This window comes from Cryomorphaceae bacterium (assembly GCA_017798125.1).
In the GTDB taxonomy this organism is placed as follows: Bacteria; Bacteroidota; Bacteroidia; order Flavobacteriales; family ECT2AJA-044; genus ECT2AJA-044.
The window spans coordinates 1,793,268-1,811,690 of the sequence record CP059070.1 but is presented as its reverse complement, the minus strand read 5'-3'; the positions used below and the strand labels follow the sequence as shown (position 1 = coordinate 1,811,690).

The 18,423-nt window shown below is 49.6% G+C and carries 18 protein-coding genes and 1 pseudogene; 16 read left to right on the top strand and 3 right to left on the bottom strand.

What is annotated here, in order from left to right; all coding sequences use genetic code 11:
* Window positions 1-30: 30 nt before the first annotated feature.
* From HZ996_07925 to HZ996_07900, 6 genes are all read left to right on the top strand, one after another.
* Window positions 31-378 carry a 4Fe-4S dicluster domain-containing protein gene (locus HZ996_07925; GenBank protein ID QTN39063.1) on the top strand — a complete coding sequence of 116 codons (348 nt, stop codon included), beginning with the start codon at window positions 31-33 and terminating at the stop codon, window positions 376-378.
* Window positions 379-461: 83 nt separating this feature from the next.
* Entirely contained in the window at window positions 462-1,310 is an 849-nt protein-coding gene (locus HZ996_07920; protein QTN39062.1) for a hypothetical protein, read from the top strand.
* A gap of 87 nt (window positions 1,311-1,397) precedes the next feature.
* Window positions 1,398-2,471 carry a 3-phosphoserine/phosphohydroxythreonine transaminase gene (serC, locus tag HZ996_07915; GenBank protein QTN39061.1) on the top strand — a complete coding sequence of 358 codons (1,074 nt, stop codon included), beginning with the start codon at window positions 1,398-1,400 and terminating at the stop codon, window positions 2,469-2,471.
* A 1-nt stretch (window position 2,472) separates the two neighbouring features.
* The gene (locus HZ996_07910; GenBank protein ID QTN39060.1) at window positions 2,473-3,429 is read left to right on the top strand and encodes a D-2-hydroxyacid dehydrogenase; all 957 of its coding nucleotides are present in this window, start codon (window positions 2,473-2,475) and stop codon (window positions 3,427-3,429) included.
* 39 nt (window positions 3,430-3,468) lie between these two features.
* Entirely contained in the window at window positions 3,469-4,719 is a 1,251-nt protein-coding gene (locus tag HZ996_07905) for a DUF1015 domain-containing protein (protein ID QTN39059.1), read from the top strand.
* Entirely contained in the window at window positions 4,716-5,375 is a 660-nt protein-coding gene (locus tag HZ996_07900; GenBank protein ID QTN39058.1) for a YggS family pyridoxal phosphate-dependent enzyme, read from the top strand. Before HZ996_07905 ends, HZ996_07900 begins: the two co-directional genes overlap by 4 nt.
* On the opposite strand, the gene HZ996_07895 is transcribed toward HZ996_07900, so the two are convergent.
* From HZ996_07895 to HZ996_07885, 3 genes are read right to left on the bottom strand one after another with little or no spacing between them, the layout of a single operon-like run.
* Window positions 5,372-6,001 carry an outer membrane beta-barrel protein gene (locus HZ996_07895; protein QTN39057.1) on the bottom strand — a complete coding sequence of 210 codons (630 nt, stop codon included), beginning with the start codon at window positions 5,999-6,001 and terminating at the stop codon, window positions 5,372-5,374. The two genes, HZ996_07900 and HZ996_07895, sit on opposite strands and share 4 nt — an antisense overlap.
* Window positions 6,002-6,023: 22 nt before the next feature.
* The gene (locus tag HZ996_07890; protein QTN39056.1) at window positions 6,024-6,971 is read right to left on the bottom strand and encodes a phosphoribosylaminoimidazolesuccinocarboxamide synthase; all 948 of its coding nucleotides are present in this window, start codon (window positions 6,969-6,971) and stop codon (window positions 6,024-6,026) included.
* Window positions 6,971-7,966 carry a PhoH family protein gene (locus tag HZ996_07885; GenBank protein QTN39055.1) on the bottom strand — a complete coding sequence of 332 codons (996 nt, stop codon included), beginning with the start codon at window positions 7,964-7,966 and terminating at the stop codon, window positions 6,971-6,973. Before HZ996_07885 ends, HZ996_07890 begins: the two co-directional genes overlap by 1 nt.
* Window positions 7,967-8,031: 65 nt before the next feature.
* Between HZ996_07885 and HZ996_07880 the strand changes: the two genes are divergently transcribed.
* The 10 genes and pseudogenes from HZ996_07880 to HZ996_07835 all read left to right on the top strand — a co-directional run bounded on the left by HZ996_07880 (window position 8,032) and on the right by HZ996_07835 (window position 18,363).
* Window positions 8,032-8,847 carry an SAM-dependent chlorinase/fluorinase gene (locus HZ996_07880; protein ID QTN39054.1) on the top strand — a complete coding sequence of 272 codons (816 nt, stop codon included), beginning with the start codon at window positions 8,032-8,034 and terminating at the stop codon, window positions 8,845-8,847.
* Entirely contained in the window at window positions 8,844-9,137 is a 294-nt protein-coding gene (locus HZ996_07875) for an antibiotic biosynthesis monooxygenase (GenBank protein QTN39053.1), read from the top strand. Before HZ996_07880 ends, HZ996_07875 begins: the two co-directional genes overlap by 4 nt.
* On the top strand, window positions 9,137-9,868 hold the full coding sequence (gene gldF / locus HZ996_07870) for a gliding motility-associated ABC transporter permease subunit GldF (GenBank protein QTN39052.1): 732 nt from the start codon (window positions 9,137-9,139) through the stop codon (window positions 9,866-9,868). Before HZ996_07875 ends, gldF begins: the two co-directional genes overlap by 1 nt.
* Complete coding sequence (gene gldG, locus HZ996_07865; protein ID QTN39051.1) at window positions 9,865-11,577, top strand: gliding motility-associated ABC transporter substrate-binding protein GldG; 1,713 nt, start codon at window positions 9,865-9,867, stop codon at window positions 11,575-11,577. Before gldF ends, gldG begins: the two co-directional genes overlap by 4 nt.
* 1 nt (window position 11,578) lies before the next feature.
* Entirely contained in the window at window positions 11,579-12,601 is a 1,023-nt protein-coding gene (locus tag HZ996_07860; GenBank protein ID QTN39050.1) for a DUF4340 domain-containing protein, read from the top strand.
* Window positions 12,602-12,695: 94 nt separating this feature from the next.
* Window positions 12,696-13,817 carry a DNA polymerase III subunit beta gene (dnaN, locus tag HZ996_07855; protein ID QTN39049.1) on the top strand — a complete coding sequence of 374 codons (1,122 nt, stop codon included), beginning with the start codon at window positions 12,696-12,698 and terminating at the stop codon, window positions 13,815-13,817.
* Between the two features lie 12 nt (window positions 13,818-13,829).
* Window positions 13,830-14,495: a serine/threonine protein phosphatase gene (locus HZ996_07850; GenBank protein ID QTN39048.1), complete on the top strand. Its 666-nt coding sequence runs from the start codon at window positions 13,830-13,832 to the stop codon at window positions 14,493-14,495.
* Window positions 14,496-15,869 carry a GIY-YIG nuclease family protein gene (locus HZ996_07845; GenBank protein ID QTN39047.1) on the top strand — a complete coding sequence of 458 codons (1,374 nt, stop codon included), beginning with the start codon at window positions 14,496-14,498 and terminating at the stop codon, window positions 15,867-15,869.
* A gap of 52 nt (window positions 15,870-15,921) precedes the next feature.
* Entirely contained in the window at window positions 15,922-16,620 is a 699-nt protein-coding gene (locus tag HZ996_07840; GenBank protein ID QTN39046.1) for a DUF2807 domain-containing protein, read from the top strand.
* A 21-nt stretch (window positions 16,621-16,641) separates the two neighbouring features.
* Window positions 16,642-18,363 (top strand): annotated as a pseudogene (locus HZ996_07835) (phospho-sugar mutase).
* Window positions 18,364-18,423 lie beyond the last annotated feature (60 nt).

The following is an 18,423-nucleotide window of genomic DNA, read 5'->3' as shown; positions in this document are numbered from 1 at the left end:
TACGATTGTAACCCCAAAAAGACTTGCCCTATGGCCATTAAGATCACAGACGAATGCATCAACTGCGGAGCTTGCGAACCCGAATGCCCAAACAACGCGATTTATGAAGGCGGCGAGGAATGGCGCTTTAGCGATGGTACGAGCTTGAGTGGTCAAGTGACTTCTAAGACCGGAATTTCAGCGGATGCGGATGATGCGCAAGAGCCTGTGGATTATGACGTGTACTACATCGTAACCGATAAATGCACCGAGTGCCAAGGCTTCCACGAAGAGCCACAGTGCGCGGCCGTTTGCCCAGTAGATTGCTGCGTACCGGATGAAGCACACGTAGAAAGCGAATCGGAGCTTTTGGAGAAAAAGGACTTTCTCCACCTCTAATCAGACGATATTATTCGGAAGAGCCGCTGCTGAAAAGGAGCGGCTTTTTTGTATCATCGTGACGAGAACAGCGTTATAAACACATGAACAAGCTCCTCGCCTTTCTTCTCCTCCTCTGCGCCTACGGCGCGATAGCTCAGTCCGAAGACACGGTCCGCACCTACGGTATCGAAAAGACCACCATGGATCTATGGGAAGATGAGCTCGGCATGATGGGCCAAGTCGTATTGAACGGCCGGTCCGATTCCCTCAAGCGCTACCACAACGAAGTGATGCGTGCAGGCTTTCGCGAAATGTTGAAGCAAAAGGAGAGTTTCCGCTACCGCTTCGATCGATTGACCACGGTTTCCAAACTCATGGCTCCGGATGAAAAGTTCCGCATCTACACCTGGATGCTTCCTTTGGAGAACGGGCTTCATGAGTTCTATGGCTTTATTCAAATCCCCGGTGAAGAGGAATTCCGCGTCGTCGAGCTTTTCGACAACCATCAGGGCATGGAAAATCGAGATTTTGCCCTTGGAGATGCGGACAATTGGTTTGGCTGCCTGTACTACGAAATTCGCAAGGAGCGGTACAAAGGCGAAGTCCTGTACACCTTGCTGGGGTGGAATGGAAAGGATCCCTTCTCCAACATGAAGATTTTCGAAATTCTGACCTTCGATATTGCGGATCGGCCGCGATTCGGAAAACCCATCATCCACGTGGACAGCAACCCGAGAACGCGATTCATCTTAGAGTATGGTGAAGATGCGGGCGTGAGTTTCCGGTGGAATCGAAAGTTAGGGATGTACGTCTTTGACCATTTGGTTCCTAAAGAAGGTGCCCAACCTGGGATGTACGCCTTCTACATCCCAGATTTTAGCTATGACGCGATCGAGTTCCGAGATGGTGAATTTTGGCTGGTTGAAGACGTCGAAGTCAACAATCGATAGACCTGTTCACAACCTGTAAAAAGTAACTTTATCATCATATGGAGAGCTCCCTATAATGCTTATTTTTGGGGCGTTAAACTCTGCATGATGAAAAAGCACAACTACAGCGCCGGACCGTGTATCCTCCAACAAAGCGTTTTCGAGCAATCTGCACAGGCAATTCTCGACCTCGACGGCATGGGCCTCTCCCTCCTCGAAATCTCTCACCGATCTAAAGAATTTGTCGCCATCATGGAAGAGGCGCGCTCTTTGTCCAAAGAACTTCTCGGACTCGGGGATGATTATGAAGCGCTCTTTTTAGGGGGCGGTGCCAGCATGCAGTTTTTGATGGTGGTGAACAACCTCATGAAGGCGGAAAACGGAAAGGCGGCATACCTCGATACGGGGACATGGTCCAATAAAGCCATCAAGGAAGCCAAGCTCTTTGGTGAAGTAGATGTCGTGGCCAGCTCAAAAGACGCCAACTACAACTACATTCCATCCCAATACAACATCCCAGAAGACGCAGACTACTTCCACTGCACCTCGAACAATACGATTTTCGGGACGTCCATAAAACAGTTCCCAGAGACGCATGTACCCATGGTATGCGACATGTCTTCGGACATCTTCAGTCGAGTAATGGACTTCACCAAGTTCGATTTGATTTACGCCGGAGCCCAGAAGAATATGGGACCTGCCGGAGCTACACTCGTGCTCGTGAAAAAAGAAATCTTGGGAAAGACAGGAAGAACCATTCCATCGATGTTGGACTACGATGTTCACTTGAGCAAAGACAGTATGTTCAATACGCCTCCGGTATTCCCTATTTACGCGTCCATGTTGACCTTGCGCCATCTTAAAGCGAACGGCGGTATTGCCGGTGCTGAAGCGCTCAACCAAGCTAAAGCTGATCTTCTTTACGGTGAAATCGATCGCAACCCGATGTTTAAGGGAACTGCAGAGGTAGCGAGTCGCTCCAACATGAACGCTTGTTTCTTGTTAGAGAATGAAGATCTGGCACCCAAATTTGATGAGATGTGGCAAGGTGCCGACATCAACGGCCTTAAGGGTCACCGCTCCGTGGGCGGATATCGAGCGTCTATGTACAACGCCCTTCCTCTGGAAAGCGTGCAGGTACTCGTAGATGTCATGAAGAACTTTGAACAGCAATTCGGTTAAGATGAAAATATTGGCAAATGACGGCATGGCTGCCGTGGGCGTAACCATGCTCGAAGAAGCCGGACACGAGGTACTCCTCAATAAAGTTGCTCAAGAACAGTTGGCAAACTTTATCAACGAAAATGATGTGGCCGCCCTACTCGTTCGTTCAGCAACGAAGGTGCGTAAAGACCTCATGGATGCTTGCCCAGGGCTCAAATTCGTTGGACGTGGAGGTGTTGGAATGGACAATATTGACGTAGAATACGGTCGTTCAAAGGGCATTCGCGTTCAAAACACTCCTGCCGCTTCTTCAGAGTCCGTAGCCGAGTTAGTCTTTGCCCACCTGTACGGAGGTGTGCGTTTCTTGTACAGTGCGAATCGTGAAATGCCTCTTGAAGGAGAAACCAACTTCAAAGGACTCAAGAAAGCCTACGCCAGCGGACGCGAATTACGCGGAAAAACCTTAGGTGTACTTGGATTTGGTCGAATTGGCCAAGCTACGGCCAGGATTGCACTCGGTGCTGGAATGAAGGTTGTATATCACGACCCTTTCCTAGAGAATGTGAGTCTCGACTTGTCCTTTTACGACGGTCAGAGCCTGTCTTTTGCTTTTGAGAGCATGAGTAAGGAAGACGTCGTAGCACAGTCTGACTTCATCACCCTTCACATGCCTGCTCAAGCAGATGGAAAGTACGTCTTGGGCGCAGAAGAATTCGGCAAAATGAAGGCTGGTGCCGCCGTTGTCAATGCTGCACGAGGTGGAGTAATTGACGAAGCGGCTTTACTGAAAGCCCTCGATGATGAGCACTTGAGCTTTGCTGCACTCGATGTATTTGAGAACGAGCCCACACCTCCGGTTCAAGTCTTGATGCACCCAAAATTGAGCCTAAGCCCTCACATTGGTGCGGCTACAGAAGAAGCTCAAGATCGAATCGGAAGCGAAATGGCCGGTTACCTCATCGAGCACTTCGCCTAAGCTTACTACCTTTACGGTTCACACACAAAAAGAAACGCCTTGGCGAAGATTATCCCCTTTCGGGCCATACGACCGCCACGCGACTTGGTGCACCTGGTTGCGACGCGCAGTTACATGACGTATTCCGAGCCTGCCTTGAAGGACAAGCTCGAAAACAACCCCTATACCTTTCTTCGCGTCATCAATCCAGATTGGGAAGGCGAAAAGCTGTACGGTCCGGAAAAGTTTGAAGCGGTTCGATCGGAATTCCATCGATTCATGGACGAAGGTTATTTTGTTCAGGACGAGAAACCCGCCTACTACCTTTACGAACAAGTTGTCCGCGGTAGAAGCTTTATGGGCATTATCGGCGGAGCAGCTGTTGACGATTATGCTGAAGGCACGATTCGCAAACACGAAGACACCTTAAGTGCCCGTGAAGCCATGTTTAAAGAGTACCTTAAGGTGACCGACTTCAATGCAGAGCCTGTATTGCTGTCCTACCCAGATGTCCCTGGACTTGATGTTATTGTGGCTCGTCACCGCATGGAACGTCCTGAATACGAGTTCTATACCACGGACGGTCATCTTCATAGATTGTGGACTATTGACGAAGAGGAAGACCATCACTCCATTGAAAGCTACTTCCAGCGTATTCCAGCGATGTACATCGCCGATGGCCATCACCGCTGTGCGTCATCTGCACTCCTTTCCGAAGAAATCTGCAGCAACAGCTCAGAAGCCCGTGAGAACGGTACATGTCGTTACTTCATGGCTCTTTTAATGCCGGAAAGTCAATTGCACATTTGGGACTTCAACCGTTTGGTTCGGGACCTCAACGGGCATACAGCAGAGCGTTTTCGCAAAGCCGTTGAAGAGCATTTTCAGGTCTCTAGAATTCCTCAAGGAACGGACCCCTTACCGCGATCCAAGCACGATTTCTCCATGTATTTGGACGGGGAATGGTACAGCCTCATCTACGATGGACAAGCGGTGGACCCCTCTGATCCTGTAGCTGATTTGGATGCGCAAATCCTTACCGAAAAGGTATTGACTCCTCTCTTAGGTATAGAGGATCTACGGAGCGATGAGCGCGTTTCCTTCCTCGACGGACGAAAAGGAGTCATTGGCTTGGAGGCCAGTGTCGACTCCGGTGGATTCGCTGTAGCTTTTGCTCTGCATCCAGTCTCCATGGAGCAACTGAAGCGGATCTCTGACGCGGGTAAAACGATGCCTCCAAAAAGCACCTACATTGAGCCTAAACTTCGCAGTGGTCTGACGGTTTATCCTATAGAAGGAAGAAACGAATGAGCTTCATTACGGAAAACTTAGAACGCATCAAGGCTGGACTCCCAAGCCACGTCACCCTGGTTGCAGTAAGCAAAACAAAGCCCAATGAAGCCATTGAAGAAGCATATGGCGTGGGACACCGGGATTTTGGCGAGAACAAGGTTCAGGAATTGCAAGTCAAAGGCCCGGCGCTAGCCAAAGACATTCTCTGGCACTACATTGGACATCTTCAGAGAAACAAGGTCAAGTACATTGCGCCTTTTGTGCATTTGGTGCACGGTGTGGACAGTCTGCGCTTGGCTGAAGAAATCAATAAGAGAGCAACGCAAAACGACCGAGTCATAGATGTGCTCCTTCAAGTCCACATAGCCGAGGAGAGCACCAAGTTTGGCCTATCGATTTCTGAGCTCGTAGAGTTGGTCGAGTCCAAATCGCTCCACAGTCTAGAAAGTCTAAGGATCAGAGGCCTGATGGGCATGGCCACCTTCACCTCCGATCAGGATCAAGTCCGAAGGGAGTTTAGAAGCTTGAAAACCGCTTTTGATCAAATCAAAACTTCCTTCTCCGCTTGCGATACATTGTCCATGGGCATGAGCAATGATTATCAAATCGCAATCGAAGAAGGAAGCACTATGGTGCGCATCGGCACCGATATCTTCGGTTCTCGGAATACTTAGAATCGGTATCCCAACGAAAGTATAAGCTGACTTGCGCGGGAATCTACATCGAACTGTTGCCCGGCAAAGGTTACCTGATTGGTTTGTGAGTTAAAAGCATCCTCGTACTTCAAGTCGATCAAGATCTTCCAGATATCAAATCCAATACCCGCTTGGTAGCCCCAGTAGGTTCCGTCCTGTAAGGTGATACTAATCCCTTCTGTTTCATTGGTGATGACGCGACTCGCTACGGGCCCTGCATTCACGCGCACTGGACCTAGTTTCAAGCCGGCGAGGATAGGAAAGTCCAAGCGAGTATAGCTGATTCTCGCATCTTCGGTGTTTCCTGTAGGCACCCCATTTTCGTATTCGTCAATAGTCACCTCCGTATTCAGCTTGGTGAACAAGGCTTCTGGCTGAATGTACAATCCCAACAATTTGAATCGCGTGTACAGTCCTAGGTGGTAGCCATAGTCTTGAGTTCCACTCGTCAATTTTTGCTCTAAATCATCGCCCATGTCCAGAATCTCATCTGCAGTTACATCTGCTCTATTGATTCCCGCTCGGGCTCCGATTTGAAATACCTGGGCTTGCGCCGTTCCTGCGATCATCAACACGACCGCTAAGGTCATCATCCACTTCTTCATCTCTTCTCGTGTTTTCGTGTTCCTATTGTGCCAGGAACTCCCGAATATTTCGCTCGACACGCTCTTCCACCTGGGTGGTATCCGCCTTTTCAAAACGCTCACCGGTAATCTGCTCGTAGAGCTCGATGTAGCGTTCGCTTACGGAGGCAACGTAATCGGCGGTCATTTCCGGAATGACCTGACCTTCTTTGCCCTGGAAGCCTCCGGCGATTAACCATTGGCGCACGAATTCCTTCGATAATTGCTTTTGCTTTTCACCTCGCGCCTGTCGCTCTTCATACCCTTCGGCATAGAAGTATCGACTCGAGTCTGGGGTGTGGATTTCATCGATCAACACAATTGTGCCGTCTTCAAGTTTTCCGAATTCATACTTAGTATCCACTAAGATGAGCCCCCGTTCCCTGGCCATTTCTGTACCTCGGGCAAACAACCGGCGCGTATAGTCTTCCAGCTGCACATAGTCACTTTCAACAACTATGCCACGATCAATAATCTCCTCTCTACTGATGTCCTCATCATGCCCCTCTTCTGCCTTTGTGGCTGGAGTAATGATGGGTTCTGGGAAGGCGTCATTTTCCTTCATTCCCTCCGGCATCGGAACACCACAAAGCAATCTTTTTCCGGCAGCATACTCTCGAGCAGCGTGTCCAGACATGTATCCGCGAATGACCATTTCGACTTTGAAGGGCTCTGCTTTCTGACCGACAGCTACCTGAGGGTCTGGAGTGTCCAGCAACCAATTGGGGACGATGTCCTCAGTAGCGCGCATGAACTTCGCAGCGATTTGATTGAGCACTTGTCCTTTGTAGGGGATTCCTTTAGGCAAGACAACATCAAAAGCCGAGATACGGTCGCTGGCGACCATGACGAGCAAATCGTCGTTAATCGTATATACATCGCGGACTTTACCTCGGTAGAATTTGGTTTGACCCGGTAGTTCAAAGTGGGTCTCCTTCAGTGGCTGCGCCATCAGTCTTTCGGTTTACGTTCTACTTTTCTCTTGTTTTCTCGCTCCTTAGCTTCTCTTTCCTCCTGCTTTTCGTAGGCCTTAATCACCTTCTTCACCAATCCATGGCGAATCACGTCTTTCTCATCCAGTTCCAAGATGGAAATCCCATCGATGTGCTTAAGTACGTGTAATGCCTCCAACAATCCGCTTCTCTGATTCCGAGGAAGGTCAATTTGTGAAGCATCGCCCGTTACAATGAACTTGGCCGACTTACCCATTCGCGTCAAGAACATCTTCATTTGTGAATGCGTCGTGTTCTGCGCCTCGTCCAAAATGACGAAGGCGTTATCCAAAGTACGTCCCCGCATGAAGGCCAGTGGCGCAATTTGTACGACGTGGTTTTCAATAAAGTATTGAAGTTTCTCATTGGGAATCATGTCGCGCAAGGCGTCATAAAGTGGCTGCAAATAAGGATCCAGCTTCTCTTTGAGATCACCCGGCAAGAATCCCAGGTTCTCCCCCGCTTCAACGGCAGGACGCGTCAAGATGATCCGACGGACTTCTTTGCGACGAAGAGCTCGTACGGCCAGCGCCACGGCGGTGTAAGTTTTTCCGGTACCGGCCGGTCCAATCGCAAAAACCATATCGTTCTTGTCGCTGAGCTCCACCATCTTGCGCTGATTGGCCGTTCGGGCTTTAATCATGCGCCCACTGGTTCCGTGAAGCAAGACATCACCTCCTCCTTTGGAATCGATCTCCTTGGCGTCTTCAACCATCAGGCGCTCGATGTTTCCCTCAGTGAGCTGATTGTATTTATTCAGGTGCTCCATCAGCAGGTTGAACTTGACCTCAAATTGATCGATGAGTTCATCAGGGCCGATGGCGGTAATCTTGTTGCCGCGGGCCACTAATTTCAGCTGAGGAAAATATGTTTTAACCAGGGAGAGTTTCTTGTTCTGAGCCCCTAAAAAATCCAGAGGATCAACGTTCTCTAACGGAAAAATGCGTTCGTTCAAATTGGTTACTTTTGAGGCACGCAAATTACGGAACTTTCTCCTAAGAACAGGCGATTCGCGCACCTATGGCCATCATCACCCTCACGACGGATTACGGAACCAAAGACTACCACGCTGCATCGGTCAAAGGCTCCATTCTTCGCGAACTTCCGGACGCTCACATCGTGGATGTCACCCATGAGATTCGACCCTTCAATTTGAGCGAAGCCGCATACGTGTTGCGCAATGCCTATAAAGACTTCCCAAAAGGAAGTATTCACATCATCGGAATTGATTCCGAGTTGACGGAAAGCAAACCGCATTTGGCCGTGGAAGTAGACGGTCACTTTTTCATTGGTGCCGATACCGGAATTTTTGCGCTTCTATTTCCGGACCTTCGACCTTCCGCCATCATCGAGTTGAACATCGCACAGGATACGGACAGCTACAGTTTTCCGGCACGAGACGTATTCGTCACTGCAGCCTGCCATCTGGCACGAGGCGGAAAGATATCGCTCCTCGGATCGGCCCGTAGGGCATTTGTAGAAAGAAAAGGAATTCAACCAAGTGTAACGAGCGATGGCAAGGAGATTACTGCGGCCGTGGTTTACATCGATCATTTTGGTAATGTGGTGACCAACGTAACACGTCAGATCTTCAAGGACATTGGCAAGGGTCGTGACTTTGAGATTCACTTACCCAGGATGCGTCACAGCAAAGAGAGCATTAGAACCCTGCGTCGCCGCTACAGCGAAATGGGAGAAGGTCAAGCGCTGGCCTTATTCAACAGCGCAGGGCATTTAGAAATCGCCATCGCCAAAAGTGATTTGCAAACGGTCGGGGGTGCCAGTAGCCTGCTGGGCATAAGCTATGGTGAAACCATTAAAATCACCTTTGCATGATTGTACGCATCGTCAAGATGACCTTCAGGCCCGAAGGGATTAATGATTTTTTGCACATCTTTGAGCAGAGCAAAGAGCTCATACGCGGCTTCGAGGGATGTGAACACCTCGAGCTCTTGCAACATGCGGAGCACGAGCACGTTTTCTTCACTTACTCCTGGTGGAGACATCCTGATGATCTGGAAGCCTACCGTCACTCAGCGCTCTTTAAAGAAGTTTGGGCAAACACGAAGGCATTGTTTGGCGATAAGCCAGAGGCGTGGAGTTTGAATAAAAAAGTTGAAGTGTAATGTGGAGCCTTTTCCGCAAGGAGATCAGTAGTTTCTTGAGCTCGATCATCGGATATCTGGTGATTCTCGTCTTCTTGTTGATTACCTCGTTGTTTCTATGGGTCTTCGACGGGGAATTCAATATCCTCAATGCCGGATATGCCACCCTAGACCCCTTGTTCATTATTGCCCCCTTCGTTTTTCTTTTCCTCATCCCGGCCATTACCATGCGGATGTTTGCGGACGAACACAAAGCGGGAACTATGGAGCTGCTCGCTACTCGGCCCATCAGCGATCTCAGCATTGTTCTGGCCAAATTCTTGGCCGGTTGGGCATTGGTAGCGCTGGCCTTGGTGCCGACGCTCCTTTATTATTATACGGTCTCAACCCTTGGGGCTCCGGCCGGAAACATTGATTCCGGAGGAACCATGGGCTCCTATATTGGCTTACTCCTCCTCGCAGGGGCCTACGTAAGTATTGGACTCTTCGCCTCCAGCTTAACCAGTAATCAGATCGTTGCCTTTATCGTCGCCCTCTTCCTGAGCTTCCTACTCTATTTAGGACTGGACAATCTCGCTTCATGGTCACTTCTAGGACCCGCGGATTACCTCGTAGAACAATTGGGCATGAGCAGTCACTACGTCAGCATGAGCCGCGGCGTTTTGGATTCCCGTGACGTCCTCTACTTCTTTTCTTTAATGGCTGCCTTCACGGCAGGATGTGTCACCGTCCTTCAAAGCAGAAAGTGGTGAACAATAGAACCGACATCCTCCGACTGATACTACTGCTCCTCATCTTGGTGTTGCTAAACGTATTGGGTTCGTTCCAATACTTCCGTTTAGACCTGACCGCCGAAGGGCGTTATACTTTGAGTGAACCGACCAAGGAAGTGCTGGATGGCCTTGAAGACAAAGTACTGTTCCGAGTATACTTAGAAGGAGAATTCCCTTCAGGATTCCGCCGCCTGAGCAATGAGACCAAAAGAATGCTTCGCGAATTCAGGGCGTACAACGACAATATTGAATTCGAGTTCGTCGACCCCAGCGCTGGCGAAAGTGAAGAGGAACGCCAGCAGCTTTATCGTCAGTTGACCGAAAAGGGGATTGAGGGCACTCAACTTCAGATCAACGAAGGCGATCAGCGCAGTTCACAAATCATCTTCCCGGGCGGCGTTGTATACTACTTCGGTCGTGAAGGGGTGTTTACCCTTCTCAAGAGTCAGGCTGGGGCCAGTCCCGAAGCCCAATTGAATACCTCTATTCAGTCTTTAGAGTTTGAGCTTGCCAATGCGCTGCGCAAACTTCAAGCGAACGATCGCAAAGGGATTGGCTTTGTCGAAGGGCACGGGGAATTGAGCGATCTGGAAACCGAAGGTATTGGTCGGGTTCTGAAAGAGTCCTACGATTTGGCCAGACTGGATCTGCGCTCTTTCGAAGTCGACTCGGTGAGTGGTCAAATCAGCATTGCTGTGAAGCAGGCTCAATTGAACCGTTTTGATTTGCTTGTGATCGCCAAACCAAGGGAGACCTTTGCCGACCTAGACAAATACCTATTGGATCAATTCGTGATGCAAGGCGGAAAGATCATCTGGCTCATCGATGCCGTATTCGCCGATATGGATTCCTTGTCGACCAAGAACCAAGCCCTCTCCTATCCGCTGGACTTGGGATTGAACGACATCCTGTTCCGGTACGGTGTTCGACTCAACGACCATTTGGTTCAGGATGCGCTGTGTGCCGAAATTCCCGTGGTCGTTAATCAAGTAAACGGGGTCCCCCAGTACGAGTTCTTCCTTGGCTTTTACTTTCCCTTGGCCATGCCCTACCAGGATCACCCGATTGTGTCCAATATCAATCCCGTGCGATTTGAGTTCCCTGCATCCATTGATACGATTGTCACCCCTGGAGTGCAGAAGACCATTCTATTATCGAGTTCTCGCTACACCAAAACCACGCAGGCTCCGACAAACATTCGATTGAGTTCTTTGAACGAACAACCTCAGCCCGAAGAGTTTACAGAGCAGTACCTACCCTTGGCCGTTCTGCTGGAGGGCACCTTCACCTCGAATTTTAAGAATCGCCTTCAACCGCGTGATGGAAACGGTGAAGAACTCTCTTTGATTGAAGAATCTGAGCCAACCGCGCAAATTGTGATTGCCGATGGTGACGTAGTGAAAAACCAATTTCAAAGGGGCGAGGCCCTTCGATTGGGGTACGATAAGTTCACCGGAAATCAATACGGCAATGAAGACCTCATTCTAAATGCCGTGGATTACCTCTTGGACGACTCGGGCCTCACCGCTGTTCGTTCTCGGGAATTGCAATTGCGCTTGCTCGATGCTACGCGCATTCGCGGTTCCATGACGTATTGGAAAACCTTGAATACCGCCCTACCGTTAGTACTGGTAGTACTGATGGGACTATTGTTGAACTACTGGAGACGAAGAAAATACGCGAAGTAAGATGAAGAACAGACTAGGACTCTATGTAGTAATCGCCCTTATTCTAGGTGCGGTGGTCGTCTATTTGACCATGTTCAAAGACGAAAACACCACCCGACCTCAGCTCTACGATTTCACAGTTGAAGATACCGCAGCAGTGGATCGAATTGTGATTAAAGACAAGCGTCCAAAAGAAACAGTGTTGATCAGAACCGAAGACGGCTGGATGGTCGACGGTCAATATCCCGTACGTCCTGATGCTATGGAGGTACTGATGGAGACCTTGAAGCGCCAAGAGATGAGAAGCTTTGCACCGGAAAATGCCAAGGAGCGCGTGATGAATATGATGAGCACTCGCGGTCTCGAAGTTATTGTGGAGAGCAAAGGCGCCGCGGTAAAGCACTTCTACGTGGGTGGAAACGCTCCGGACTTGCTTGGGACATACATGATGATCAAGGGCTCCGATGGCCCCTATTTGGTACATATCCCAGGATTCAACGGTTTCCTGAACACACGGTACTTCGCAGACCCCATGCTGTGGCGAGATCGAAGCATTGTCGGAATTAGTGCTGATCGCATTGAGCGTCTTACGTTGCAATATCATCGAGAGCCTGAAGCCGGGTTTGCCATAGAGCAGCCTTCCGCAGGAACCGTTGGGGTTCGCAGCTGGCCAGGTAATGAGCCCATTTTATTTGATTCGGCGGCTGCTCTGGGATACTTGAGTGAGTTCGGGCGAATTTATTTCGAAGGGTTAATCACGGAAGAAGACCGTATCTGGGCTAAGAAGGACAGCATTCTCGGAAGTGAACCTGTATTCACTTTGCGCATTGAAGGCGCTGGAGATCGAGACACAGAGCTTGTGGCTTACTACAAAAAGGCACTTCCAGGAACAGTGAATGAGGACGGAACCCCTCGGTCCTACGATTTGGACCGCTTTTACGCTCTGCTCAATGGGAAGGATTTCATCTTAATTCAGAACTACGCCTTACGTCGAGTTCTTAGGAGCAGAAACTACTTTGAAGGAGAGGCGCTTGTTAGTAAGTAGTTGATTTCTTTTCGGGCCGTAGAGTCCTAAAAATTTATATTTGCTCTTAGGCGAAAATCGGGCCGTTGAGGCCCAAAACCAAGACATTCTACGCATGAAATTCATTGTTTCGAGCACCCAGCTTTTAAAGGAACTACAGACGATTGGCGGGGTCATCAACAGCAGCAATACGCTTCCGATTCTCGACAACTTCTTGTTCGAGATTAAAGAAAACGAATTGAAGATCACGGCTTCCGACTTGGAAACCACTATTTCTACGCGCTTGGAAGCACAGAGCGATGAAGAAGGAAGCGCAGCTATCCCCTCTCGCCTTCTCCTCGATACGCTGAAAACTTTTCCCGAGCAGCCCTTGACCTTCTTGCTCGACCCTGAGAGCAAAAAAGTGGAATTGAGTTCCGACTATGGAAAGTACTCTCTAAGCTATTTGGACGGTGAAGAATTTCCTAAAGCTCAGGCTTTGGAAGACCCCAGTACAGCGAGTATTCAGCCTGAGATTATGGCGACAGCCATCAACAAGACTTTGTTTGCGAGTGGGAACGACGATTTACGCCCCGTAATGTCTGGTGTCTTTTTCCAATTTAGTTCCGAGCATGTTCGTTTTGTGGCCACCGATGCGCATAAGCTCGTACGCTACACACGAACAGATGCCACAACAGATTCTTCCGCCGAATTCATCATGCCGAAGAAACCTCTGAATTTATTGAAGAGCATTTTGGGAAGTGCAGACGGAGAAGTAACCGTTGAGTACAACGATAGCAATGCCCGATTCCTTTTTGACGGCATCGATATGAGCTGTCGTCTGATCGACGGGAAGTATCCGAATTACGAAGCAGTCATTCCGCAAACGAACCCGAATAAGCTCACCGTTAACCGAACTGCTTTCCTGAGCTCGGTCCGTCGTGTGAGTATCTTCTCCAATAAAACGACCCATCAAATCCGCTTGAAGATCGCGGGTAATGAGCTGCAAATCAGCGCTGAAGATCTTGATTTTGCCAACAAGGCAGACGAGCGATTGACGTGTCAATACGAAGGAGAAGACATCGAAATCGGCTTCAACAGCCGTTTTTTAGTAGAAATGCTGAGCAACTTAGAAAGTGAGAACGTCAACTTGGAAATGTCTGCACCTAACCGTGCGGGTATCCTTTTGCCGCTGGACGGCAGCGAGGAAGGCGAGGACGTTTTGATGCTCGTCATGCCTGTGATGCTGAATAACTAAGACCCTATTGCCGTGGAAAAATCCCGGCTTTTTGTCATTGGAGATGTTCATGGCTGCCTTCATACCTATGAAGCGCTCATCAGTAAGCATTGGAATCCTGACCGAGAAATACTCATCCAAGTCGGTGACCTCATCAATCGAGGCAAATACAGCTTAGAAACCGTTCAGTACTGTCAAGAACTTGAATTGAAGTACCCAGGGCGTGTAGCCTTTATGAAGGGGAATCATGAATGGGACTTACTCCAATACCTTCAAGGAAGTCCACGCCTGAAATGGTTGCGCGGTGGCGGGTCTAAGCTCCTCAAACAACTTTACGCTCAGCCAGATGCATATATGAGCTTTGTGAAGTGGATTCATGCTCTACCCCTTTCGTGGGAGAATGACTGCGCATTGGTCAGCCATGCCGGTTGGGCCTTGAGCGCCACCGACCCCTTTAAAGAAGATAGCCGCCTCAGCGTCTTAAATAACCGTCGACCGATTTTAAATGTCGGCAAGACTCAGGTCATTGGACATACCCCGCAGAAAAACGGCAAACCCAAATTTGACAAACGGGCCAATTGTTGGACCATTGACACCGGTGCCTACTTGGGTATTGGATTGACCGGAATTAAGGTCAGTAAGAAAGGAAATGTGAAGGACGTGTGTTATCTTTCTACAGACAAGCGCGACATCAAGTAGTTGTATTGCATCATAGATATAGAGACCACGGGCGGAAGTGCGCGTAATGAGCGCATTACCGAAATTGCCATGTACAAGCACGACGGTTTTAAAATCGTTGCGGAGTGGCAAAGCCTGATCAATCCCGAAAAGCGAATTCCCTATAACATTACTGGTCTTACGGGCATCACCAATGAAATGGTCGAAAACGCGCCGCACTTCTATGAGGTGGCGAAGGAGATCGTCGAGTTTACGGAGGATTGCGTCTTTGTGGCGCACAACAGCAAGTTCGATTACGGCTTTTTCAAGGCGGAATTCAGGGCGCTGGGTTACGAGTATGAACGCGATACACTGTGCACGGTCAAACTCAGTCGAAAGCTACTGCCAGGCAAACGTTCTTACAGCCTCGGGAAGCTATCCGCTGAGCTGGGCATCGAGATATCGGCCCGTCACCGTGCCGCCGGAGATGCCCGTGCCACGGTTACGCTTTTTGAGATGCTCTTGGCCAATGATTTTGAAGGGATCATTGGCGGAGGAAAAGCTCCGAGCAAAGGGGAATACGCCACCGGACTGAGTCCGGCCGTCGTCCAGAACCTGCCGAATAAAATTGGTGTCTACTACCTGTACGATGCTGACGGTATGCTGATTTATGTCGGTAAGAGCACCAATATCAAGTCTCGAATTCTTCAGCACCTCAACAATTACGAGACGGAAAAAGGCGTACGTATGATGGAGGAGATCGCCTCGATCGACTTCGAAATCTGTGGAAGCGAGTTGATTTCCCTTCTGCTGGAAAGCCACGAGATCAAGAAGCATCGGCCAAAGTTTAATCGCGCCGCAAGGCGCAACAGCTACACCTACGGTCTATATGAGCACATGAACAGTAAGGGATATCGCGAGCTAAAGGTCAAATCCCAAAAAGAACAGGAGGTGCCGCTATGCACCTATTCCACCATGACGGAAGGTCGCCGGCATCTCGAATGGCTCAAGGAAGAATACGAGCTCTGCCCCTGTTTATGCGGACTGTACAAAAGCGAAAAAGGGTGTTTTCACGTCTCTGTGGGGCAATGTAGCGGAGCACATCTGGGGCAGAGCCTGCTGAGGAAGTACAATGCCAAAGTGGACCGAGTGCTGGAGCAGTTTGCTTATCCCGAGCCCAACTTCTTCATTTTGGACCGAGGGCGCGACGATACTGAGCAGAGCGCCGTACTCATTGAAGAAGGCCGATACAAGGGCTTTGGGTATATTCCTACCGATCAGCCCGTAGAGCTTGTGGATCAACTACGTCTGTACATCACACCGTACGAAGACAACCGCCATACCCAAAGCTTGATTCTCGGATTTTTAAGGCAAAACCAAAAAGCGGATATCCGGTACTTCGAATCAACATCATGAAACGTGGACCAAAGAGGTTAACTTCCTATCTTTAGTCTGAAAACACAACAACATGAGAACACTTACCCTACTCCTATTGGCCTTTGCCGTGGTCTCCTGTCAACCGGGCGTTGTCGGGAACGGAAAGGTCGTGAAACGCGTCATCCCAGTGGACGACTTCGACCAACTTGAAGTCAACGGCGCCTACATGATCTACGTCCGACAAGGCGACGAGCCCAATCTCGAAATCGAAATGGATGAGAACCTCTTTGACTACCTGGAAATCGACCAGAACGAAGGGGAACTGGAAATCGAGTCCGAACGGATGATCAGCAAAGCCGAAGCGCGAAACATCTACATCACCGTCCGCAACATGCGCCACATCAACATCAATGGAGCCAATGAGCTCGAAACCCGCGGCGGCCTTAAAGGCCGTTCATTGAGTGTCGAGGCCAATGGGGCTACGGAAATGCGCGTGGAATTTGAGGGCAGCCGCCTTTCTGTGGAATCCAATGGAGGCAGCGATCTTCGTTTCCGAGGGACTGTAGGCGAACTCCAATTTGAAGTCAATGGGGCTTCTGAGATTAATGCCCTTGAAATGAAGGCCCTACGGGCCGATGTCAGTGTTGCCGGAGCAGCAGATGTGCTCGTCTGGGCGGAAGAAGAGCTCTCCATCAATGCCAGTGGAGCCTCCTCTGTCAAGTACAAAGGCAATCCGACCATCAACAAAAGCACAAGCGGCGCCAGTAGCGTCAGCCGAAAAACCGAGTAAAAACCAAACCCACCTCCCATCATGATCGAACAAGCGATCCTGGATAAAGCCCAAGAGTGGCTCAACGGAAACTATGACGAAGAGACCAAGTCTCAGATTCGTCACATGATTGATAGCGATCCCCAAGAACTCACCGATTCCTTTTACCAAAGCCTCACCTTCGGCACAGGAGGTATGCGCGGAATCATGGGGCCGGGAACCAACCGTATCAACAAGTACACCCTTGGAATGGCTACTCAGGGATTGTGCAACTACATGATCGAGTGCTTCCCGGGCGAAGAGCTCAAAGTGGCCATTGCCTTTGACTGCCGAAATAACTCGGACACCTTTGCCCGACAGGTAGCAGAGGTTTTCAGCGCTAACGGCATCAAGGTATACCTCTTCGAAAGTCTTAGACCAACTCCCGAGTTGTCCTTCACCATACGACACCTGGGCTGTCACAGCGGAATTGTATTGACGGCCTCGCACAATCCAAAAGAGTATAACGGATACAAGGTATACTGGAACGATGGCGCGCAAATCGTACGTCCTCACGACAAGCTCATCATTGCGGAAGTCGAAAAAATAACGAGCCCAGATCAGGTCAAATTCGAGGGTAATGATCAATTGATCGAGGTCATTGGCGCGGAAGTCGACGAGGCCTTTTACAATGCTTCCGTCTCACAAGGATTTGATGTTGGTGGTAAAGACACCTTCAAGGTCGTTTTCACCTCTATCCATGGAACATCCATCAATGGAGTTCCTCAAGTACTCGAGCGTGCTGGATTTCAGAACGTCTATATCGTTCAAGAACAAGCCGAACCCAATGGAAACTTCCCTACAGTCGTTTCGCCCAACCCTGAAGAGCCTGAAGCCTTGAGTATGGCCGTTGCCCTCGCCGAAGAAAAAGGTGCGGATATGGTCATCGGTACCGATCCTGATTCGGACCGAATTGGAATCGCTGTCCGCGACCACAAAGGTGAATTGCGCTTACTCAACGGTAATCAGACTGGAGCGGTCATGACCGATTATCTCATCGAACAATGGGGTAAGGCAGGGAAGCTCGCCGGAAATGAATTCATCGCCTCTACTATTGTGACCAGCGAACTCTTCATGGACATCGCGGAAGCAAATAACCTGGAGTGCCCCGTTTGCCTTACGGGATTCAAGTGGATCGCCGAATTGATTCGCGAACGCGAAGGCCTCAAGACCTTTGTCGGAGGTGGTGAAGAAAGTTTCGGATACATGGTCGGCGATTTCGTTCGCGATAAAGATGCCGTAACCAGTGCCCTCATCGCCTCAGAAATTGGTGCTGAAGCGCAATCTCGAGGATCTTCTTTCTTCGACCGATTGCTCGATGTGTACATCAAATACGGCTTCTATAAAGAGCGCTTAATCAGTATTGTCAAGAAGGGACGTGACGGAGCCGCTGAGATCAAGGCGATGATGGAAGCGTACCGCCAATAATCCCCGGCAGAAATCAATGGATCGAAAGTAGTTCGCATGTTGGACTACGGAAGCCTGGTAGAGAAGAACCTCGTCGATGGTTCCACTCAAGCCATAGACCTACCCTCTTCAAATGTGCTTCAATTCTACACCGAGGACGGCTCAAAGATTTCAGCACGTCCGTCGGGAACGGAACCCAAGATCAAGTTCTATTTCTCCGTCAAAGGAGCTCTAGAAAGCAAAGGGGACTTTGATTCCGTAGAGGCTGGATTGGAAGAGAGAATTGACGGAATTATCGATTCCATGGGACTTCGTTAGCCCTTAACCTGGAGCTAACATTAGGTGAGATTTGCGTAACTTGGGCGCGCTAGGTTGAGA

Bases quoted from the DNA above. Each gene is read 5' to 3' on its own strand.
- HZ996_07925 (QTN39063.1), top strand. From the start codon at position 31: ATGGCCATTAAGATCACAGACGAATGCATCAACTGCGGAGCTTGCGAA.
- HZ996_07920 (QTN39062.1), top strand. From the start codon at position 462: ATGAACAAGCTCCTCGCCTTTCTTCTCCTCCTCTGCGCCTACGGCGCG.
- serC (QTN39061.1), top strand. From the start codon at position 1,398: ATGAAAAAGCACAACTACAGCGCCGGACCGTGTATCCTCCAACAAAGC.
- HZ996_07910 (QTN39060.1), top strand. From the start codon at position 2,473: ATGAAAATATTGGCAAATGACGGCATGGCTGCCGTGGGCGTAACCATG.
- HZ996_07900 (QTN39058.1), top strand. From the start codon at position 4,716: ATGAGCTTCATTACGGAAAACTTAGAACGCATCAAGGCTGGACTCCCA.
- HZ996_07895 (QTN39057.1), bottom strand. From the start codon at position 6,001: ATGAAGAAGTGGATGATGACCTTAGCGGTCGTGTTGATGATCGCAGGA.
- HZ996_07890 (QTN39056.1), bottom strand. From the start codon at position 6,971: ATGGCGCAGCCACTGAAGGAGACCCACTTTGAACTACCGGGTCAAACC.
- HZ996_07880 (QTN39054.1), top strand. From the start codon at position 8,032: ATGGCCATCATCACCCTCACGACGGATTACGGAACCAAAGACTACCAC.
- HZ996_07875 (QTN39053.1), top strand. From the start codon at position 8,844: ATGATTGTACGCATCGTCAAGATGACCTTCAGGCCCGAAGGGATTAAT.
- gldF (QTN39052.1), top strand. From the start codon at position 9,137: ATGTGGAGCCTTTTCCGCAAGGAGATCAGTAGTTTCTTGAGCTCGATC.
- HZ996_07860 (QTN39050.1), top strand. From the start codon at position 11,579: ATGAAGAACAGACTAGGACTCTATGTAGTAATCGCCCTTATTCTAGGT.
- dnaN (QTN39049.1), top strand. From the start codon at position 12,696: ATGAAATTCATTGTTTCGAGCACCCAGCTTTTAAAGGAACTACAGACG.
- HZ996_07840 (QTN39046.1), top strand. From the start codon at position 15,922: ATGAGAACACTTACCCTACTCCTATTGGCCTTTGCCGTGGTCTCCTGT.